This is a genomic window from Paenibacillus physcomitrellae (assembly GCF_002240225.1).
Lineage (GTDB): Bacteria > Bacillota > Bacilli > Paenibacillales > Paenibacillaceae > Fontibacillus > Fontibacillus physcomitrellae.
The window spans coordinates 4,048,241-4,065,710 of record NZ_CP022584.1; the positions used below are offsets into that span (position 1 = coordinate 4,048,241).

Annotated in this window: 15 protein-coding genes; 12 read left to right on the plus strand and 3 right to left on the minus strand. The window is 52.1% G+C overall.

Features of this window, described 5'->3' with window-relative positions:
• The first annotated feature begins 8 nt into the window (after positions 1–8).
• The 8 genes from CBE73_RS18190 to CBE73_RS18225 all read left to right on the plus strand — a co-directional run bounded on the left by CBE73_RS18190 (position 9) and on the right by CBE73_RS18225 (position 11,386).
• The gene (locus CBE73_RS18190; protein ID WP_094095432.1) at positions 9–1,121 is read left to right on the plus strand and encodes a glycosyltransferase; all 1,113 of its coding nucleotides are present in this window, start codon (positions 9–11) and stop codon (positions 1,119–1,121) included.
• Entirely contained in the window at positions 1,118–2,458 is a 1,341-nt protein-coding gene (locus CBE73_RS18195) for a UDP-glucose dehydrogenase family protein (protein ID WP_094095433.1), read from the plus strand. Before CBE73_RS18190 ends, CBE73_RS18195 begins: the two co-directional genes overlap by 4 nt.
• Before the next feature lie 14 nt (positions 2,459–2,472).
• Positions 2,473–3,897: a sugar phosphate nucleotidyltransferase gene (locus CBE73_RS18200; RefSeq protein WP_094095434.1), complete on the plus strand. Its 1,425-nt coding sequence runs from the start codon at positions 2,473–2,475 to the stop codon at positions 3,895–3,897.
• A 197-nt stretch (positions 3,898–4,094) separates the two neighbouring features.
• Complete coding sequence (locus tag CBE73_RS18205) at positions 4,095–5,612, plus strand: glycosyl hydrolase (RefSeq protein WP_094095435.1); 1,518 nt, start codon at positions 4,095–4,097, stop codon at positions 5,610–5,612.
• Positions 5,613–5,717: 105 nt separating this feature from the next.
• Positions 5,718–8,336, plus strand: coding sequence for a discoidin domain-containing protein (locus CBE73_RS18210; RefSeq protein WP_094095436.1), 2,619 nt, complete (start codon positions 5,718–5,720; stop codon positions 8,334–8,336).
• Positions 8,337–8,762: 426 nt separating this feature from the next.
• Positions 8,763–9,947, plus strand: coding sequence for a YecA family protein (locus CBE73_RS18215; RefSeq protein WP_094095437.1), 1,185 nt, complete (start codon positions 8,763–8,765; stop codon positions 9,945–9,947).
• Between the two features lie 153 nt (positions 9,948–10,100).
• Entirely contained in the window at positions 10,101–10,343 is a 243-nt protein-coding gene (locus tag CBE73_RS18220) for a hypothetical protein (RefSeq protein WP_094095438.1), read from the plus strand.
• A gap of 74 nt (positions 10,344–10,417) precedes the next feature.
• Positions 10,418–11,386, plus strand: a complete 969-nt coding sequence (locus CBE73_RS18225) for an aldo/keto reductase (protein ID WP_094095439.1) — start codon at positions 10,418–10,420, stop codon at positions 11,384–11,386.
• Between the two features lie 79 nt (positions 11,387–11,465).
• Here the strand turns inward: CBE73_RS18225 and CBE73_RS18230 are convergent, their stop codons facing one another.
• On the minus strand, positions 11,466–11,861 hold the full coding sequence (locus CBE73_RS18230) for a DoxX family protein (RefSeq protein WP_094095440.1): 396 nt from the start codon (positions 11,859–11,861) through the stop codon (positions 11,466–11,468).
• Positions 11,862–11,957: 96 nt separating this feature from the next.
• On the opposite strand from CBE73_RS18230, the gene CBE73_RS18235 reads away from it, so the two are divergent.
• From CBE73_RS18235 to CBE73_RS18250, 4 genes are all read left to right on the plus strand, one after another.
• Complete coding sequence (locus tag CBE73_RS18235) at positions 11,958–12,728, plus strand: protein-glutamine gamma-glutamyltransferase (protein WP_229752537.1); 771 nt, start codon at positions 11,958–11,960, stop codon at positions 12,726–12,728.
• 224 nt (positions 12,729–12,952) lie between these two features.
• Positions 12,953–14,167, plus strand: a complete 1,215-nt coding sequence (locus CBE73_RS18240) for a threonine synthase (RefSeq protein WP_094095441.1) — start codon at positions 12,953–12,955, stop codon at positions 14,165–14,167.
• Positions 14,168–14,275: 108 nt separating this feature from the next.
• The gene (locus CBE73_RS18245) at positions 14,276–14,746 is read left to right on the plus strand and encodes a GNAT family N-acetyltransferase (RefSeq protein ID WP_229752538.1); all 471 of its coding nucleotides are present in this window, start codon (positions 14,276–14,278) and stop codon (positions 14,744–14,746) included.
• A 40-nt stretch (positions 14,747–14,786) separates the two neighbouring features.
• Positions 14,787–15,485 carry a DsbA family oxidoreductase gene (locus tag CBE73_RS18250; protein ID WP_094095442.1) on the plus strand — a complete coding sequence of 233 codons (699 nt, stop codon included), beginning with the start codon at positions 14,787–14,789 and terminating at the stop codon, positions 15,483–15,485.
• Between the two features lie 170 nt (positions 15,486–15,655).
• Here CBE73_RS18250 and CBE73_RS18255 read toward each other — a convergent pair whose 3' ends face one another.
• Entirely contained in the window at positions 15,656–16,573 is a 918-nt protein-coding gene (locus CBE73_RS18255; RefSeq protein WP_094096407.1) for an NAD(P)/FAD-dependent oxidoreductase, read from the minus strand.
• A 114-nt stretch (positions 16,574–16,687) separates the two neighbouring features.
• Positions 16,688–17,185: an RrF2 family transcriptional regulator gene (locus tag CBE73_RS18260; protein WP_094095443.1), complete on the minus strand. Its 498-nt coding sequence runs from the start codon at positions 17,183–17,185 to the stop codon at positions 16,688–16,690.
• Between the last annotated feature and the right edge of the window lie 285 nt (positions 17,186–17,470).

Sequence of the window (17,470 nt, forward strand, 5' to 3'; positions counted from 1 at the left end):
TGATGGGGATGAAAGTGGCAATTGCTCATGATTATCTGATACAGATGGGCGGAGCGGAACGGGTGGTGGAGGTGCTCCACGACATGTACCCGGAGGCTCCGATCTTCACTACCGTTTCTCACAGCAGCCGTCTGCCGGACTCGCTGAAGGATGCAGACATCCGGACGACCTGGCTACAGAATGTTCCGGGGGTCAAGACGAATTTCAAGAAAATGCTGCCGCTCTATCCGCTGGCGATCCGCGATTTCGATTTCCGGGGTTACGACGTCGTCCTCAGCTCCAGCAGTGCTTTCATCAAAAGCATTCAGGTGCCCCAGGGCACATTCCATCTGTGCTACTGTCATACGCCGATGCGGTTTGCCTGGGATTATGACACCTATATGGAACGGGAACGCCAACCCGGCATGGTGAAGAAGCTGCTCAAGCTGTACATCAAACAGCTTAAATCCTGGGACCAGCGGACCTCCTCGCATGTGAATCAGTTTGTAGCGAATTCTTCTGTCGTGCAGCGACGCATACAGAATTATTATCAGCGGGATGCCGAAGTGATTTTTCCGCCGATCAATACTTCCCGGTTCCAAAGAGCGGCTGAGGTTGAGGACTACTACCTGATCGTATCGCGGCTGGTATCTTACAAGCGGATCGATCTCGCAGTTGAAGCCTTTAACCAAAGCGGCCTGCCGCTGTACATCGTCGGCGATGGACCGGACCGGAAGCGGCTGACGGAGATGGCCAAAGGGAATAATATCCGGTTTCTCGGCCGTCTGGGCGACGCCCAGGTCAATGAGCTGATGTCGAAGTGCCGGGCGTTTATTTTTCCGGGGGAAGAGGACTTTGGCATTACACCGCTCGAAGCCAACGCGGCAGGACGTCCGGTGATTGCTTACCAGGCCGGCGGTGCGCTTGATACGATCGTGCCTTACGTGAACGGGGTATTCTTCCGCAATCAGAAGGTTGACGATCTGCTCGGGGCGGTCGCAGAGGTGGAACGGCATGCCTGGGATGTCGAGCAAATTATGGGTCACGCGAAGAAATTCGATGAGGATACCTTTAAAGCGCAGTTCAAGCAGTACGTGGAGCAGGCTTATTTAAACTTTCTAAAGGGAGGAAGCGGATCATGAAGTTGGCAGTCATTGGAACCGGTTATGTAGGGCTTGTGTCGGGAGTATGTTTTGCTTCGAAAGGAAACGAGGTTGTATGCGTCGATGTGGACCAAAGCAAGATCGACAAGCTGAACCGTCTGCAGTCCCCTATTTACGAGCCCGGCATTGAACAGCTGATGGAGGAGAATGTCCGGGAAAGACGTTTATCCTTCACCTCCGACCTGCAGGAGGCCGTGCGCCGCTCCGAGCTGATCATTCTGGCTGTGGGCACGCCTTCGCTGCCGAACGGCGAAGCCAATCTGCAGTTTATTGAGCGGGCAGCCGCCGACATCGGAGAAGCCATGGACGGCTACAAAATCATCGTGACCAAAAGCACGGTACCGGTGGGCACCAATGAGAAGATACGGCAGGTGATCGCCTCCCATACCTCCTTTTCGTTTGATGTAGCTTCTGTTCCCGAATTCCTGCGCGAAGGTACGGCGATTAAGGATACGCTGAAGCCGGACCGCGTTGTGATCGGCCTTGACAACCCTGAGCTCGAAGGCAAGCTGACAGCGCTGCACAGACCGTTTACGGACAATATTTTTGTGACCGACATTCGCAGTGCAGAGATGATTAAGTATGCTTCCAACGCTTTTCTGGCTACCAAAATCTCCTTTATCAACGAAATTGCCAACATTTGCGAGAAGGTGGGCGCGGATGTGACGGAGGTAGCCAAAGGCATGGGCAGCGATCAGCGCATCGGCTCCGCTTTCCTGCGTGCGGGCATCGGCTACGGAGGCTCCTGCTTCCCGAAGGATACCAAAGCGCTGATCCAGATCGCCGGCAATGTCGATTACGAGTTCAAGCTGCTGAAGTCCGTGGTGGAAGTGAATACAGGTCAGCGCTACAACGTTATTGCCAAGCTGAAGGAGTCGCTCGAAACACTGAAAGGCGCCCGCATCGGCATCTGGGGCGTATCCTTCAAGCCGGACACCGATGACATCCGGGACGCTCCGGCGCTGGAGATCGTCGAAACGCTGATCCGCGAAGGCGCGGTTGTCAAGCTGTATGATCCGATTGCGCTGGACAATTTTCGGCAGCAGTTCGACCACCCGGGCCTGCACTGGTGCAGCTCGGCTGAAGAAGCGGCGGGCGGCTGCGATGCGGTCTGCCTGCTGACCGACTGGCATGAATTTAAGGAGATCAACCTGCACAAGCTGGCCGGCATGATGAGACAGCCGGTGCTGATCGACGGACGGAATGTTTACGGGCGTGAGCAGATTGAAGGCACCGGATTGGAGTATGTCTCTGTCGGCAGACCGCATATGGGCGCTTATTCCGAATATCCCCGCAAAATTGCGGAGGTTCTGTAAAGGGGTGGATGACAATGAAATTGGTACTTCTCTCAGGCGGTTCAGGAAAAAGATTATGGCCTCTCTCGAACGACTCCAGATCCAAGCAGTTTCTCAAGGTGCTTCATGATCCGGACGGACGCCCGGAATCGATGGTGCAGCGCGTTTGGCGTCAGCTCGGCCAGGTGAATCTGGCCGATTCGGCTTATCTGGCCACCGGACGGGCGCAGGTGGAAATGATCCAAAGCCAGCTCGGCCCGGAAGTGCCGATCATTGTAGAGCCCGAGCGCCGGGATACTTTCCCGGCCATTGCGCTTACAGCAGCCTACCTTTATTCGGTAGAGGGCGTTTCCCCCGAAACGGCCGTCGCGATTTTGCCGGTGGACCCTTATGTGGAGGATGCCTTTTTCCATACGGTATCCAGCCTGGAGGATACGCTGGGGCAAAGCGGTGCCAATCTGGCGCTGATCGGCGTAGTGCCGAATCACGCTTCGGAGAAATACGGCTATATCATTCCGGCAGATGGAGGGAATGAAGCGAAAGCTGTGGACGGTGCAGATGCAGCGGATGGTGCACAGGCCCTGGATAATGTGTCCTTTATGCCGGTCGGCCGTTTTCAGGAGAAACCTTCAGAGGAAGCGGCCCGGGAGCTGATCGGCCAGGGTGCTCTTTGGAACTGCGGCGTGTTCGCCTTCCGTCTGGGTTATCTGCTGGACATTTTGCAGGCCAAAGGGCTGCCGCTGCAGTATGAAGAGCTGCAAAGACAGTACAAGCTGCTGGCCAAGATCAGCTTCGATTATGAAGTTGTGGAGAAGGAGCCGAACATTGTGGTCGTGCCGTACGACGGCTATTGGAAAGACCTCGGCACCTGGAATACGCTGACGGAGGAAATGGCCAATCCGCAGCTCGGCAAAGGCACGATGACTGTAGATTCAAGCAGCAGCTGCCTGATTAACGAGCTGGACATTCCGGTTGCCGTAATCGGCGCGCCGGATTTGATCGTGGCGGCAAGCCCCGACGGCATTCTGGTCACACAGAAGGATGCCTCGCCCCGGGTCAAAGAGGTGCTGAAGTCTTTCGAGCAGCGTCCGATGTATGAAGAACGGCGCTGGGGGCACTACCGGGTGGTGGATTACATCCAGTATGATGACGGCAGCAAGGTGCTGACCAAACGGATCTTCGTCCATGCGGGACGGAATATCAGCTACCAGCTTCACAACAAACGCTGCGAGGTATGGACACTTGTGAGCGGCCAGGCGAAGGTGATCTTGAACGAGAAAATGCACGATGTCCGCGCAGGCGATGTCGTCCGGATTCCGGAAGGAACCAAACACAGCATTCTGGCGGTGACGGATGTTGAATTTATCGAGGTCCAAACCGGACCGGAGCTGGTGGAGGAGGACAATATCCGGATTTGCATGGATTGGGATGACATTGTCCTGCACCAATTTATTTCCTGATCGTATTCAGCTTGTATAAAGCAAATATGAAAAGATTGGACCTATTGGAATGCCATTTTGTAAGGATTTTCAGTAAAAATTCATGCCAATGTATGAAAATTATATATTTTTTCAAAAATCGACTAAAAACGCTAATAACAGTCAAAAGAAATGTCGATACATACGGTATTCAGGTCCGAAAGGGGAAAAATATCAACATGAATTACCGCCGTGTGTATCGCTCTGTTTGTCGTTTATTTTTCGTCGTCCTGCCGCTTGTTGCTGTTACTGTCTCTGCTGCTGTCCCTGCAAACGCCTTGGCGGGCGCGAATCCGATCAATCCGGGCGCTACTTCGGAAGCAAAAGAGTTGTTGAATACGTTATACACCGTTTCTGGTAAAAATATTATCACGGGGCAGCATGACTATCTGGAAAGCCCCGATGAAATCAATAACCGGCTTACCCGTCTCAGCGGGCAATACGCCGGAGTTCACGGCTATGAGCTCGGCCCGATTATGGGGCAGACGCCAAGCCAGATTGCCGAGCAGCGCCGGAATGTCGTAAACAGCGCCATCAACTGGTACCGCTCCGGCGGTATTGTGGCCATGACGTTCCATGAAGCTTTGCCAGGCACAAGCCCGCTCTGGAGCAATGTGCAAAAGTCGATCTCCCAAGCGGATTTCGATAAATACGTAACGCCTGGAACCGACGAATACAAGGCGCTGATTGCGGATCTGGACAGCGTAGCCGCTTCCCTTGAGACGCTGAAGGATGCCGGAGTGCCCGTGCTGTGGAGGCCGTATCATGAAATGAACGGCGACTGGTTCTGGTGGGGCAAGAAAACCAACTTCCCGGCCTTGTGGAACCTGATGTACGACCGGTTCGTCAATGTCCACCATCTGGACAACCTGATTTGGGTCTGGTCTCCGAATGCGCCGACCAACAGCAATTATTCTTATGGTTCTTATTTTCCAGGACTGGCGAATGTCGATGTTCTGGCGCTGGATATCTACAATAATGATTTCAGACAATCCTATTACGATAATCTTCTGAAGCTGGCACAAGGCAAGCCGATTGCGATCGGAGAGAGCGGAGAAATGCCCGATCCGGGCGTACTGGCCTCCTCTCAGCCGCGCTGGTCCTATTTCATGACTTGGGGAAGCATGCTGACGGACAATAATTCGACCTCTACGATTGATACCTTCATGAACAGCAATTATTTCCTGTCCAAGTTCAAGCTTTCACTGCTGGACAAGCTTCCGGTGCTGCCGCTGCTTGAGCAGCCGGTGGTCCCTCTGCCGAGCGGACTGTTTGGCGAGTATTATTCAAATGCAAATCTGACCGGCGTTCCGCTGACCCGAACCGATGCCAAAATCGATTTCAACTGGCGCAGCGGTTCGCCGGGTATGTCTATTCCAAACGATAATTATTCCGTCCGATGGACAGGGCAGATCAAACCGTTGTACAGCGAAACGTACACGTTCAGTACCTTGTCCGACGATGGAGTACGCGTTTGGGTGAATGGCAGCCTCATCATAGACAGCTGGTTCAAGCAGAGCTGGTACGAGCGTTTCGGCAGCATTGCGCTTAATGCCGGTCAGCTCTATGACATCAAGGTGGAATACTATGAGGGGCAGGGCGACAGCATGGCCAGATTGATGTGGCAAAGCGCAAGCCAGACCAAACAAACGGTTCCGCCGGAAGTGCTCTTCCATTCCGGGGCTTTGCTCCAATAGATCGGCTGGCGAAATTTACTGCCGCTAAGCCAAACGGCTGGCGCCCTAACATCATGCCTATCCGGGTTCAAGGTTGTCCGGCTGGCAATCGTGGGGTGAAACCAAATGGGATTAAGACGTCTTGCTGGAATTAAATATGGGCTGTTCATCTTGGAAATCATCGGACTTATCGTCTTGTTATCTCATGCGGGCCGGTCCGGGCATGCAGACCTCGCGGCAAACGCCATGGGCAGCAATACCGTGATCTGGAAGCTGGGCAGCGAAGACGGGAAGTCTGCTGAATTTCGTTCTTCCGTGGGTGCTGTAAGGACCGCTTCCGCTGCCGTAACAAGTGTGGAGGCTGACTGGAGCCAGATTCCGTCCGGTTTGAACGCAGCCAAGAATCCTGTATTTGAAATGAACTATAACCTGAAGCAAATTCCGGAGAACGGGGTTCTGTTTCGGGTTAAAATTTTGGATGCCTACAAATCCGTTCCGCAGCTGGCGGTCTTCACCAATCATCAGCTGTCGGGCATCATTCAGGTGGCCGGCTCGTCCGGGACGGGCAGCGGTTATTCCTACAACAAGTCCTACGAGGTTTATATTCCGAAGGAGCAGCTGCAAGCCGGCAGCAATCAGCTGAAGCTGCAGCTGATCCGCTGTATGTATTGTTCCGCGGGTGAAGATCCTTTCCTTTGGCTGACCTGGGATGATCTCAGCCTCGAAGCGCTGGCTGCCCCGGCTGATGAGCCGATTCATGGTCATTATGTGCAGACGGGTACCAATCTTAACAACTTCGAATTTTATTATGATGAAGGCGCCGTCCGCCACCTGCCTTATGCGTTGAAATGGCTGGGGCTGGCGTACAGCGGCAATATTATGCGGGTCAGCTGCGCCAGCAATGTCGGAGAAGCGTGTTCGGACGTGCTGGATTATTATAAGGTTCTGAAAGAATATAATACACAGGCAGCGGCCTTGTATTTGTATACAGGCGATATCAAGCTGAACGCGGACGGTACGCTGCCGGACGGCGCAAAACAGAAGCTGACCGATTACTTTAAGCGGTATGGCAGCTATTTTCAATATTATGAAGTGGATAATGAGCCCGGTCTGTTCAATCGTTCCAAAGCGGTGGATCTGGCTGTCGCCAAGTGGCTGAATGAGGAAGGGAAGAAGCTTTCGCCCGAACTTAAAACGGTCGCCCCCGGCTGGGCATATTGGCCGGCTTATTCCATCAAATCGTGCCAGAACCAGAAGGGCGGCAGCCGCACCTGCGGAACGCCGGACGGCTGGGAACGGGATCCGGCGCAGCGGCTGGAGCTGGAACGTGTAACCGATTATACCAACGGCCATGCTTACGGCAATTCTTACGCCGATCCGCAGGGCGGCAGCCTGCCGGAAAACCTGCTGACATTCAAAGGAACGCAGGATTCCTTCAGCAAGCCGATGTTGTCCACCGAGTTCGGGACATCAGGCGGCCATACGGATCTGCCGATCTACGGCGCTTCGGAGCCGCAGTCGGCCGTCTTTGACCGGATCATGCGGGCTCATATCGGGTTTGCCGATCTGTTTATCCAGCATGCGGCATTTTACAAAGATTTCTCGTTGTTCCAAACCGGCTTTGATTTGTCCGGACATAATCCGGCGGATACCCGGCAGTATCAATTCGAGACAGGCGGGGAGACAAGGGTCGATATTATGCGCCGTTTGACGCTTGCGTATGCGACGCACGGCAAACCGTTAGTCTATGAGGTGCTGAACCAAGATGAGACCAAGGACAAGCTGGTCTATGTGAGGGCCGTCGATACCTCGAAGCTGGCTCCGCTGCCGGTATCAGGGGCGACCTCCAATAAACTGCTGATTAATTTCGTCAATTTCGAGAATCGTACGCAAACGCTGAAGGTTAAAGTCACAATGCCGGAATCAATTGTTTATGAAGGGGAGAGATTCGGAGCCGGGGAAACCTATGCAGATTCCCGGACTTACGTGACGGGGCTGAACGCGTCACCGGAGCTGACCTTCACCGAAACGCTTGGTCCTGGAGAAGCGGTGCAGTATATTCTGCAGCCTTCTTCCACTGTAGCTGCGAAGCCGCCGGCCTGGATAACGGCCTCTGAAGCTAAAGGCAGCGGGATTCAGGTTTCATGGCTGGAATCGGAAGGGGCAGCCAGCTATGACGTCCTCCGGGCAGAAGGACAGTCGGGGGCGTTGATGCCTATAGCCGAGCAAGTGAAGGGGACAACCTATACCGACAGCGGGGTAGAGAAAGGCAAGGCTTACCGGTATGCGATCCGGGTGAACGGCAAAACCGAACGTTCGGAGGAAGCTAAAGTCCTGTATACGGGAACCGCCGAGCTGGATCGTTCGGCGTTTACGGTCAGCTCGAATATTCCGCTCCAGAAATCCGATCCGAGGGCTGCAATTGACGGGAATCCCCGCACCCGTTGGGATACCGGCAGCAACCAGACTCCGGGTCCGTATTTCCAGATTGATTTGGGGGCTGTCCGCCAAGTGGGCAAGATTGTGCTGGAATATGCGAAATCACCGTATGACTATCCCCGTCATTACCGGGTAGAAGTTTCGCTGGACGGGCGGAATTGGCGGCAGGTTGCGGAGGGTTATGGACAGAAGGAGCAGACGGAAATCACCTTTGCTCCCGCTGAAGTGAAGCAGATTCGAATCAGCCAGACCGGGTCGGGCGGCAATTTCTGGTCGATCCATGAGCTGCATGTTTATTCGGGTTAAATGAAGGGGGAAGATTCGCCAGGACAACTCCTCGCTGCAAGCGGGGGGCCTGGCTATTTTTTTATATTCCGGTTATAGGACGAAACGAATGAAGGCCCAAATCAGCAGAATCCAGATCGGGATGGAAATCACAAGACTCCAAAGGAATCCTTTGGAAAAAGACGAGTTATTGTTCTCTTCCATGACGTTCTCTCCAATACTATGAAATAAACGGACCTGAAAGGCTCCGTGCTTTACGTATAACTTACCATAGGCCAAGACCTGCTTTCCAATAGAAATCGGCTTCCGGCCATTTTTTACATTGGAAATTGCCAGGGCCTAGGCTTGACAGATTGGCCGCCGGGATATAAATTGAGGGTCATATATGATATATTCGAAGGGTATATTCAGTCTTATGGGGAAATTAGAGAAAATGAGGTTTTTTCAATGTTAACTGAAATCCAATCTCTTTCTGAACAACTGACTAGAGAGTACGCAATTAAAGGGAAGGTCGTAACAGGTCTGGCGGATTTGCTGTCCATGCTGAACAAAACCAGACTGTCGGCATTAGCCGCTACCTATGAGGTTGCCGGCCGTTCCAAGATGAAGAAAGAACAGCTGGTGGAAGCGCTTGTAGACCGGATGACCGATCCGGCTTATGTCAAATCCGTTCTGCTGCTTGCTGAAGAGCCGGAATGGAAATGGTTTGAACGTCTGCTGAAGAAGTCTGTTCTGGAAGACAAGGGAGACGCCTTCGGTGAATTTGTTTTTCTGCTGGAATACGGTTTGGTGCTGGCTGTCGAGGAAGAGGAGAGAACGTATTTTATTCTGCCTGATGAAGTTAAAGCCGCTTACAGCAAGCTGAATAAGACGGAATTCCGCAAGCAGCAAAGCCGATTGTGGCTGATCCATGATTACGCTGCCGCTTTGACGAATCTTTACGGCGCTTATAAAACCGATACGCTGCTGAGCATATTCAACGCGCAAAATGAAGATCAACTGACGGAAGAAGAGCTTTCGATCGCACTGAATCATTTCCAGCTGCGCGATCAGCTTTTTACCATCTTCGGGGAATATATCGTAGATCTGTCGCTCGAACCGGAGGAAACGGAAGAGGATTTGAACGGCCTGTTTGAGCTTCGGGGCAATAAACCTTTCTATATTCCTGAACAGTCCGAGCTGCTGAAATATAAAGACGATCTTTATTTTGAAATTACTCCGCAGCTGACCCGCCTGAAAGAGTATATCGTCAAGGAATTCGGAGCGGAAGAGGCGAAGGCCGATGCCCTCGTGGACAATGTGCAGCTGGCCTGCGCGGTCGAATCGCCGATGGAAGAGATTTTTGCCGAATTCGAGCCGTTTGGCATCAAGTTTGAGACCGAGGAACAAACCCGGCAGCTGACCGAGCTCGTCATCGACGTTTACAACAACACCCGGATGTGGTCGAACGGTGGACATACGCCGACCGGGCTCCGCAAGCTGCTCAAGCCGGACGTGGTGAAAGCCGCACATACGACTCATTATTTTCCGAACAAAAAGCAGCAGGTTACCGTAACCAAAGTGGGCCGCAACGAACCTTGCCCTTGCGGAAGCGGACTTAAGTACAAGAAATGCTGCGGTAAAGCGCAATAAGAAAGCAGATACGTCCGAAACAGCTCCCTTCGCATTAGCAGATGGGGCTGTTTTTTTGTGTATGAAAGTGGAAAAAAGAACTAAAGCTGTTTTCTGCCCTTACCAACTTTCGTAAATCAAACTATTATAGTGAGGGGCTGGGGAATACCTCCTATGATAAGGGAAGTTTGGATTAATTTGTTTGAAACGGAAATGGGGTCAGATAAAGTGAATAATTTAAACAATATAGACATTGCCATGCTGCATGCCAGGCAAATGTATGAGGAATGTCTGCGTCTGCAGGAAGCCGCTCAGACCGTCAAAGATGCCAAAGAACAGGGCGAAGGATGGAGCAGCGGCCGCACAAGGCTAAGCGGAATAGAGAGCGAAATACAAAGCGAAGCTGCTTCCAAATGATTGTTTCCGCTTTCCGGAGGAGTATATAATAGAGAGCGAATGACCAATCTGCTCTAGGGAGGTTTATAGGAAGCATGAATTATAGAACACTTGGGAAAACAGGACTCCAGGTATCGGAAATCGGATATGGAGCCTGGGGCATTGGCAAGTCGGGTTGGCTCGGTGCAGAGGATCAGGAATCGCTTAAGGCGCTTCACCGCTCCATCGACCTGGGTTTGACCTTCATCGATACGGCGCTCGGATACGGAAATGGCCACAGTGAAAGCCTGGTCGGGCAAGTGGTCCGGGAACGTTCGGAGACGATCTACGTAGCTTCCAAAATTCCGCCGAAGAACGGTCAGTGGCCTGCCCGCGCAGGCGTGCCGTCTTCTGAAACCTTTACGGCCGAACATGTCATTTCCAGCACGGAGCAAAGCCTGCGGAATTTGGGCATGGATACGCTGGACGTTCAGCAGTTCCACGTCTGGTCGGACGAATGGGTCGGTCAGGGTGACTGGCTGGAAGGCGTTCAGAAGCTGAAGGAGCAGGGGAAGATCCGTTTCTTCGGGGTATCGATCAATGACCATCAGCCGGCTAATGCGATCAAACTGATTGAAACCGGTGTCGTGGACACGGTTCAGGTGATCTATAATATGTTCGATCAAAGTCCGGAGGATGAGCTGCTTCCGGCCTGCCTGAAGCATAACGTTGGCGTCATCGTCCGCGTTGCGCTGGATGAAGGCGGGCTCACCGGCACACTGACACCGGAGACAACCTTTGAGGATGGAGATTTCCGCAATCGTTATTTTAATGGTGACCGCAAGCAGCAGGTTGTCGATCGTGTGAATAAGATTACGCAAGATTTGAATATCTCGAACACGGAGATGGCGGAAACGGCACTGCGTTATGTGCTCAGCCATCCGGCTGTTTCGACGGTTATTCCGGGTATGCGTACCGTCCGGAACGTCGAACGGAACATGGCGGTTGGAGACGGAAAAGGCCTGCCGGACGACTTGGTAGCCAAGCTGAAGAAACACCGCTGGGTTCGCAATTTCTATCAATAACAAGTTCTAAAAAAAAGGTGGAGCAGAGGATCGATATCCCTGCTCCACCTTTTTTGGCTTCTTTGTAGTTCATAATATGTCACAATAGTGCATCAATAGAGTAGGAGCCGGCGCCTGTAAAGGCAATACCTACAAAAACAGCAATCAAAATTACATTTGGTTCGTAACCGTTTGAAGCAGCCCAGAAGCCGTTCCGCCCATGAACCTTAATAATTGCCATAACCATGGTCAAGGCCAGAAGAATAGCTATAACCGGAGTGAAGAGTCCCGCTGCAAAAGCGAGGCCGCCTGCAAACTCAATCCATCCTGCCGCTGCTGCGGCCGGAACTCCCGGTTTAATGCCAACGGACTCCATCCAGGCACCTGCTCCTTTAAGGCCGTGACCGCCGAACCAGCCAAATAATTTCTGGGCGCCGTGCCCGGCGAAGATCAATCCAATAATCAAACGAATAAGCAATAGACCAAAACTGAGCATGGGAAAACCCTCCGTAAAATAATACTTACACCAAAAGAGCCGGCGTTACGTACAATAACCTATATTTTTTGCCTGAACAAGGGGAGGATCTCTTCAATGATTACTATTTTGTCCGGCAGTGACGCCTTACATGCATTAAATTTAACACCTTGGGAACAGAATATTCTCAATATGAAACAAAACAGCTCCGTAGTTTACACGTACAGCACGGCCGAAGCTTTAGCATTTGAGCTTAAAATGAGAAAAGCCATTGTGGACGCAGCCACGGATTTGTACCGGAGCGGGGCTTCTTTTGCTGATTTTAACCGAAGCAGATGCAACGGCCGCTACTGGATCAGAACCCGCTTGGGCGGTTTTCAGCTGAGAAATGATGTTTTGCCTTCAGACGGCATTAACGACATTTATCAGAACGGCCGGCTGTACGGGTTCGAATGTGCCACGGCGATTGTTCTGGTGATGTATAAAGCGATTTTGGATACCGTAGGTCAAACGACTTTTAATACTTATTTTCCGAATTTGCTGCTGTTCACCTGGTATTTCGATAATGACTTGCAGTTTAACCGGGTTAAGGTGCCGAATGTCTATCCGGGAGACGCGCTCTATTTCAACAATCCTGACTTTAACCCGGCGAGACCAGGCTGGCGCGGCGAAAATGTAATTATGCTCGAACGTAATTTGTATTTTGGCCATGGTCCCGGTATTCTGCCGTCTGAAGCTTTGCTTGCGATCTTAAATGCCAATAGAATCCCGGGCAGTATGACGCCGGCTTATCTGATGAAGGATGCGCTTGCCCTTGATTTTGAGCATATTCGCAAGCTGCAGGGGGGCGCAGCGCGGATTGGACATCAGAAATATTTGTTTGCTTAACCGAAAAGCGCCTAAAGGTTTCATACGAGGGGATCTCCGCTTGCTTTCAGAGCAGCAGACAGAACGGAGATCCTCTTGTTTTTCCCGGTACAAAGATAGGGAGGGAAGAAGAGAATCGGGGGAGCCGCCTGCAAGTTGACAGCCTATATTGGGCGTGATAAATTCATTCCTGAAATAAACGGAAACTATTTATATTTAATAGCAGAGAGAAGGATACGAAGGATATGCGATTCAGTTACATCAGCCACCTGCACTGCCCGAAATGCGGAACTGAATACCCCGCGGACCAGATTCAGCAGCTGTGCAAATGCGGTTCTCCGCTTCTGGTCGATTATGATCTGAAAGAGTTGAAGAAAAACTGGATGCCTGCCGATCTGGCAGGACGCAGCAACGATTTATGGAGATACCATGAGCTTCTGCCGGTAACGGACGAGAAGAACGTGGTGACACTGGGGGAAGGCATGACGCCTCTGCTGCCTATGGAGCGTGCAGGACAGGATATGGGAATCCCTCATCTGCTGATGAAAGACGAAGGCATTATTCCGACCGGGAGCTTTAAGGCCCGCGGCGCTGCTGTCGGTGTCTCGAAGGCCAAGGAGCTTGGTGTAAAGGAGCTGGCAATGCCGACTAACGGAAATGCCGGAGCGGCCTGGTCTCTTTACGCTGCGCGAGCCGGTATCCAGGCTTCAATTGTAATGCCGGTGGAAGCTCCGGTCATTACCCGAAGCGAGGTAGCTGTATCGGGTGCCAATCTGAATTTGGTTAACGGTCTTATTAGTGACGCCGGAAAAATTGTCGGACAAGCTGTTCTAGATAATGAATTGTACGATGCCTCGACGTTAAAGGAGCCTTACCGGATTGAAGGCAAGAAGACGATGGGCATTGAAATTGCCGAACAGATGCATTGGAAGGTTCCTGATGTTATTTTGTACCCGACCGGCGGGGGAGTTGGACTGATCGGCATACATAAAGCGTTAAAAGAGCTGGCCGAGCTGGGCTGGATTAAAAATAAACTGCCGCGTCTGGTAGCCGTACAGGCGGCGGGCTGCGCCCCGATTGTGAAAGCCTGGGAAGAGGGCAAAGCCGAATCGCAGTTCTGGGAGCAATCCGAGACGGCTGCGTTTGGCATCAATGTGCCGAAAGCGCTGGGCGACTTTCTGGTGCTGGCGGCGATTGCCGAAACAGACGGCTGCGCCATTGCCGTAGAAGATGAAGAGCTGCTGCAGGAACAGGCACTAATCGCCCGGCTTGAGGGTGCGTTTGTGTGTCCGGAGGGCGCCGCGGCTTTCGCCGCAGCCCGCAAGCTTAAGCAAAACGGCTGGATTCGGGGCGAAGAAACGGTGCTCGTTCTGAATACCGGCAGCGGAATTAAATATCCGGAAACGGTCAAAGTGGAGGCTCCGGTTCTACAGCCGGGTGATCCGCTGCAGCGGCCATAACGAAACCTAATGATGGAAATGAAACCTAATTAAGTAACGAAACCAGATTATGGGTTGCAGTATATGAAATGAAGTTAACGGAAAGAAGTACAGGGGGAGGAGAACTTTTTGCGGCATTCTGAGGAGATTAGTTTGGAAGTGATTCCCTGGGGTTCTCCGGCCTACAAACAGGCGCTTGAGCTCAGAGATCGGATCCTTAGAAAACCTCTCGGTATGAGCATTTATAAGGATAACTTAGAGGGGGAGAAAGAGGATATCCATCTGCTGGCCCGTCAAGGAGGGACGGCGGTTGGTGTCCTGCTGCTGCGCCGAGTTGATGATCATACGCTGCAGATGAAGCAGGTAGCGGTGGATGAAAGCCTCCAGGGCCAAGGAATCGGCAGACAGCTGATTGCCTTTGCGGAACGAACAGCTATACTAGAAGAGACCCGGACAATCATCCTGCATGCCCGCATGACGGCGGTGCCTTTCTATGAGAAGCTGGGATATGTCAGATACGGGGAGCCTTATACGGAAATAGGCATTCCGCATTGGTCCATGAAGAAACAGCTGGAACCGGGAAGTAAGGTCATTAAATAAAGCTCGTTCTCTCAAGAACGACGCAAATGGAGGCTTTATCATGAAAATAGAAATCTGGTCGGATTACATGTGTCCTTTTTGTTATATAGGCAAACGCAGGCTGGAAACGGCTGTACAGCGTTTCGGCCATCAGGACGAAATCGAAATTCAGTTTCGCAGCTTTGAATTAAACCCGCAGGCTCAGGTGAACAGCGGCAAATCCATTGCAGAGGAGCTGGCAGGCAAATTCGGCGTCAGCGTCGAACAGGCCAAAGCGATGAACGAGCAGATGACGGCCAATGCCCGTACTGCAGGACTGGAATACAACATGGAATCCATGGTGCCTACCAATTCGTTTGATGCCCTCCGATTAACCCATTGGGCAGCTTCCTTCGGGAAAATGAAAGAGATGAGCGAACGATTGTTCAGCGCCGTCTTCACGGAATCCAAACACATCGGAGACCCGGCGGTTTTGGCCGGGCTGGCAGCTGAAGTTGGTTTATCCCGTGAAGAGGCTCTTCAGGTACTAGAGGGAGACGCTTATGCAGCCGAGGTTCGGCGGGATGAAGAAGAAGCTGGTGCTTTGGGCATTACCGGCGTTCCGTTCTTTGTCTTCGATCGTAAATTTGCGGTATCAGGCGCCCAGCCGGAGGACGTATTTATGCAGGCTTTGGAGAAGGCTTGGGAAGAAAGCAAGCCGTTTACCGTTCTTGGTGCGGATTCTGCCGCGACCTGTACGGATGACGGCTGCAAGCTGTAACTGAAAGGAAAGGGCCTCATGTCAATGACGGCCCGGCCCATAAACAGAATAGAGAAAGCCGTTCCTGGACCGGATTGATACCGGACTCGGGAACGGCTTTTTTTTGCGCAGACTTTCAGCTCATTTCCTGGACGGAAAGGGATTAAGAAACAGGTTCCTGTTCCGCCTTTTTATCCATGCTGTCTCCATGCCTCCATATTCAGCTCGTTATTCAGGGCAGCAGCGGCAAAAGCCCCCGCGGAAGCGGCCATAATCGCCTGGTGGGCCCGGGAGGCAGCATCTCCGGCACTATAGACACCCGGGACGGTCGTTTTCCCAAATTCATCGACGACGACCATATCGGTTTCCGTAACCTCACATCCTAACGTTTTGGGAAGATCCGACCCGGCAGCCAAATCCGGTTTAAAAAAGATCCCCTCGCAAGGAACTGTCGTTCCGTCTTCGAGTACGACCTGCCGGACTTGTCCGTTCACGGACTCGATCCCTTTGATCGGCGAATCAAGGACCTGTACCTGATGGGCAAGCAGTTCCTGACGCTGTTCATCGGACAGCTCATCGGGTCCGTTCGTGCAGAGCGTAAACCGTTTTGTCCATCCGGAGATCAGCTGCGCGAAATGAAAGGCCTCCGTGCCTTTGTTGATCACGACAAGGCGTTGATCCCTGAGCTCCCAGCCATCGCAGTAAGGGCAGACAAACGCGCTTGTGCCGTAAACCTCGGCAAGTCCTTTAACGGGCAGCGGCCGATCCTTCATCCCGGCGGTGAACAGCAATTTACGGCTATGATAAGTTTGGCTTGAGGCTGTCGAAATTTGAAAATGGCCATCTGCCCCCTCGGCCGAAACCACCTTATCATCGGCAAAAATAACAGACGGATAAACGGTGATTTGCTCCCTGGCAATCCGTCTTAATTCCCCAGGCTGGATACCGTCTCGTGTAAGGAAGCCGTGGGCTTCGTGGGTGACACGGTTGCGGGGTTTGCCTTCGTCGATAACCAGCACCGCTTTTCTGGCTCTTCCCAGGACAAGGGCGGCGTTTAAGCCGGCAGGGCCGCCTCCGATGATAACTACATCAAATGTTTGATTTTCCATGTTCATAGAAACTCAGCTCCTTTTTAGTTTTGTGTATATAATAGATCTTTAATATCCATAATTGGAGTGCGAGAAAGGAGTGTTTCACTCCTTACAAGAAACTGTAAACTGGACTCACCCCTCGTGTACTCCGCATTTAGGAGCTTCCGCCGCAGCGTCCAGCACGGACTGGATCGTGTGCTGTTCGAGATATTGATACAGCTGCCGTTCTGCGCCGTCCATCACTTGTTTGACCAGGCATTCACTGCCGCGTGCAGGGGTGGAAGACGACTCGTCTTCCTGAGAATCCGCCGGTTCTGCTGACAGCAGACGGTGCTGCTGCGAGTTCTGATTTGAACATTCGAACAAATGCTGTCTGCCCTCAATGACCTGAATGACTTGCAGAAAAGTCACCTGACTGGCCGGACGGGCCAGCTCATAACCGCCTTTAACACCTGGCACGGCGCGGACAATGCCATCCTGTCTCAGCTTGGACATGATTTTGGATAAATAGCTTTCCGAAACGCCGAGCGTGGCCGACAGCTCTTTGATCCCGATGTTGTGCTCGTGCTCCGAAAGAGCCAGATGAATCAACGCATGAAGCGCGTAATCGGTGCTTTTTGAAAATTGCATGTGGATCTGCTCCTTCTTCTTTACGGACTAGCGATGTTGATTGTCTGAAATGTGGATATCATGTATCCATAATACACTTCAGTAACTATTATTGCAACTCAATAACCATTTGTAACAAACTTTATTCCTTCTCGAGACCTGCCCGCCTTCCGACCAAGGTCCAGGACCAAGAACCGCCATGGGGCGGTTTTTACAGGCGCCGGCTTTCTCTAAACTTAGAAGCGGGCGAACACGGACCTACATACGAAAAACAGATATTCATAAAGAGGAAGGGGAACAAGGAAA

Coding starts and splice junctions, on each gene's coding strand:
- CBE73_RS18190 (WP_094095432.1), top strand. CDS start 9: ATGAAAGTGGCAATTGCTCATGATTATCTGATACAGATGGGCGGAGCG.
- CBE73_RS18195 (WP_094095433.1), top strand. CDS start 1,118: ATGAAGTTGGCAGTCATTGGAACCGGTTATGTAGGGCTTGTGTCGGGA.
- CBE73_RS18200 (WP_094095434.1), top strand. CDS start 2,473: ATGAAATTGGTACTTCTCTCAGGCGGTTCAGGAAAAAGATTATGGCCT.
- CBE73_RS18205 (WP_094095435.1), top strand. CDS start 4,095: ATGAATTACCGCCGTGTGTATCGCTCTGTTTGTCGTTTATTTTTCGTC.
- CBE73_RS18210 (WP_094095436.1), top strand. CDS start 5,718: ATGGGATTAAGACGTCTTGCTGGAATTAAATATGGGCTGTTCATCTTG.
- CBE73_RS18215 (WP_094095437.1), top strand. CDS start 8,763: ATGTTAACTGAAATCCAATCTCTTTCTGAACAACTGACTAGAGAGTAC.
- CBE73_RS18220 (WP_094095438.1), top strand. CDS start 10,101: ATGATAAGGGAAGTTTGGATTAATTTGTTTGAAACGGAAATGGGGTCA.
- CBE73_RS18225 (WP_094095439.1), top strand. CDS start 10,418: ATGAATTATAGAACACTTGGGAAAACAGGACTCCAGGTATCGGAAATC.
- CBE73_RS18230 (WP_094095440.1), bottom strand. CDS start 11,861: ATGCTCAGTTTTGGTCTATTGCTTATTCGTTTGATTATTGGATTGATC.
- CBE73_RS18235 (WP_229752537.1), top strand. CDS start 11,958: ATGATTACTATTTTGTCCGGCAGTGACGCCTTACATGCATTAAATTTA.
- CBE73_RS18240 (WP_094095441.1), top strand. CDS start 12,953: ATGCGATTCAGTTACATCAGCCACCTGCACTGCCCGAAATGCGGAACT.
- CBE73_RS18250 (WP_094095442.1), top strand. CDS start 14,787: ATGAAAATAGAAATCTGGTCGGATTACATGTGTCCTTTTTGTTATATA.
- CBE73_RS18255 (WP_094096407.1), bottom strand. CDS start 16,573: ATGGAAAATCAAACATTTGATGTAGTTATCATCGGAGGCGGCCCTGCC.
- CBE73_RS18260 (WP_094095443.1), bottom strand. CDS start 17,185: ATGCAATTTTCAAAAAGCACCGATTACGCGCTTCATGCGTTGATTCAT.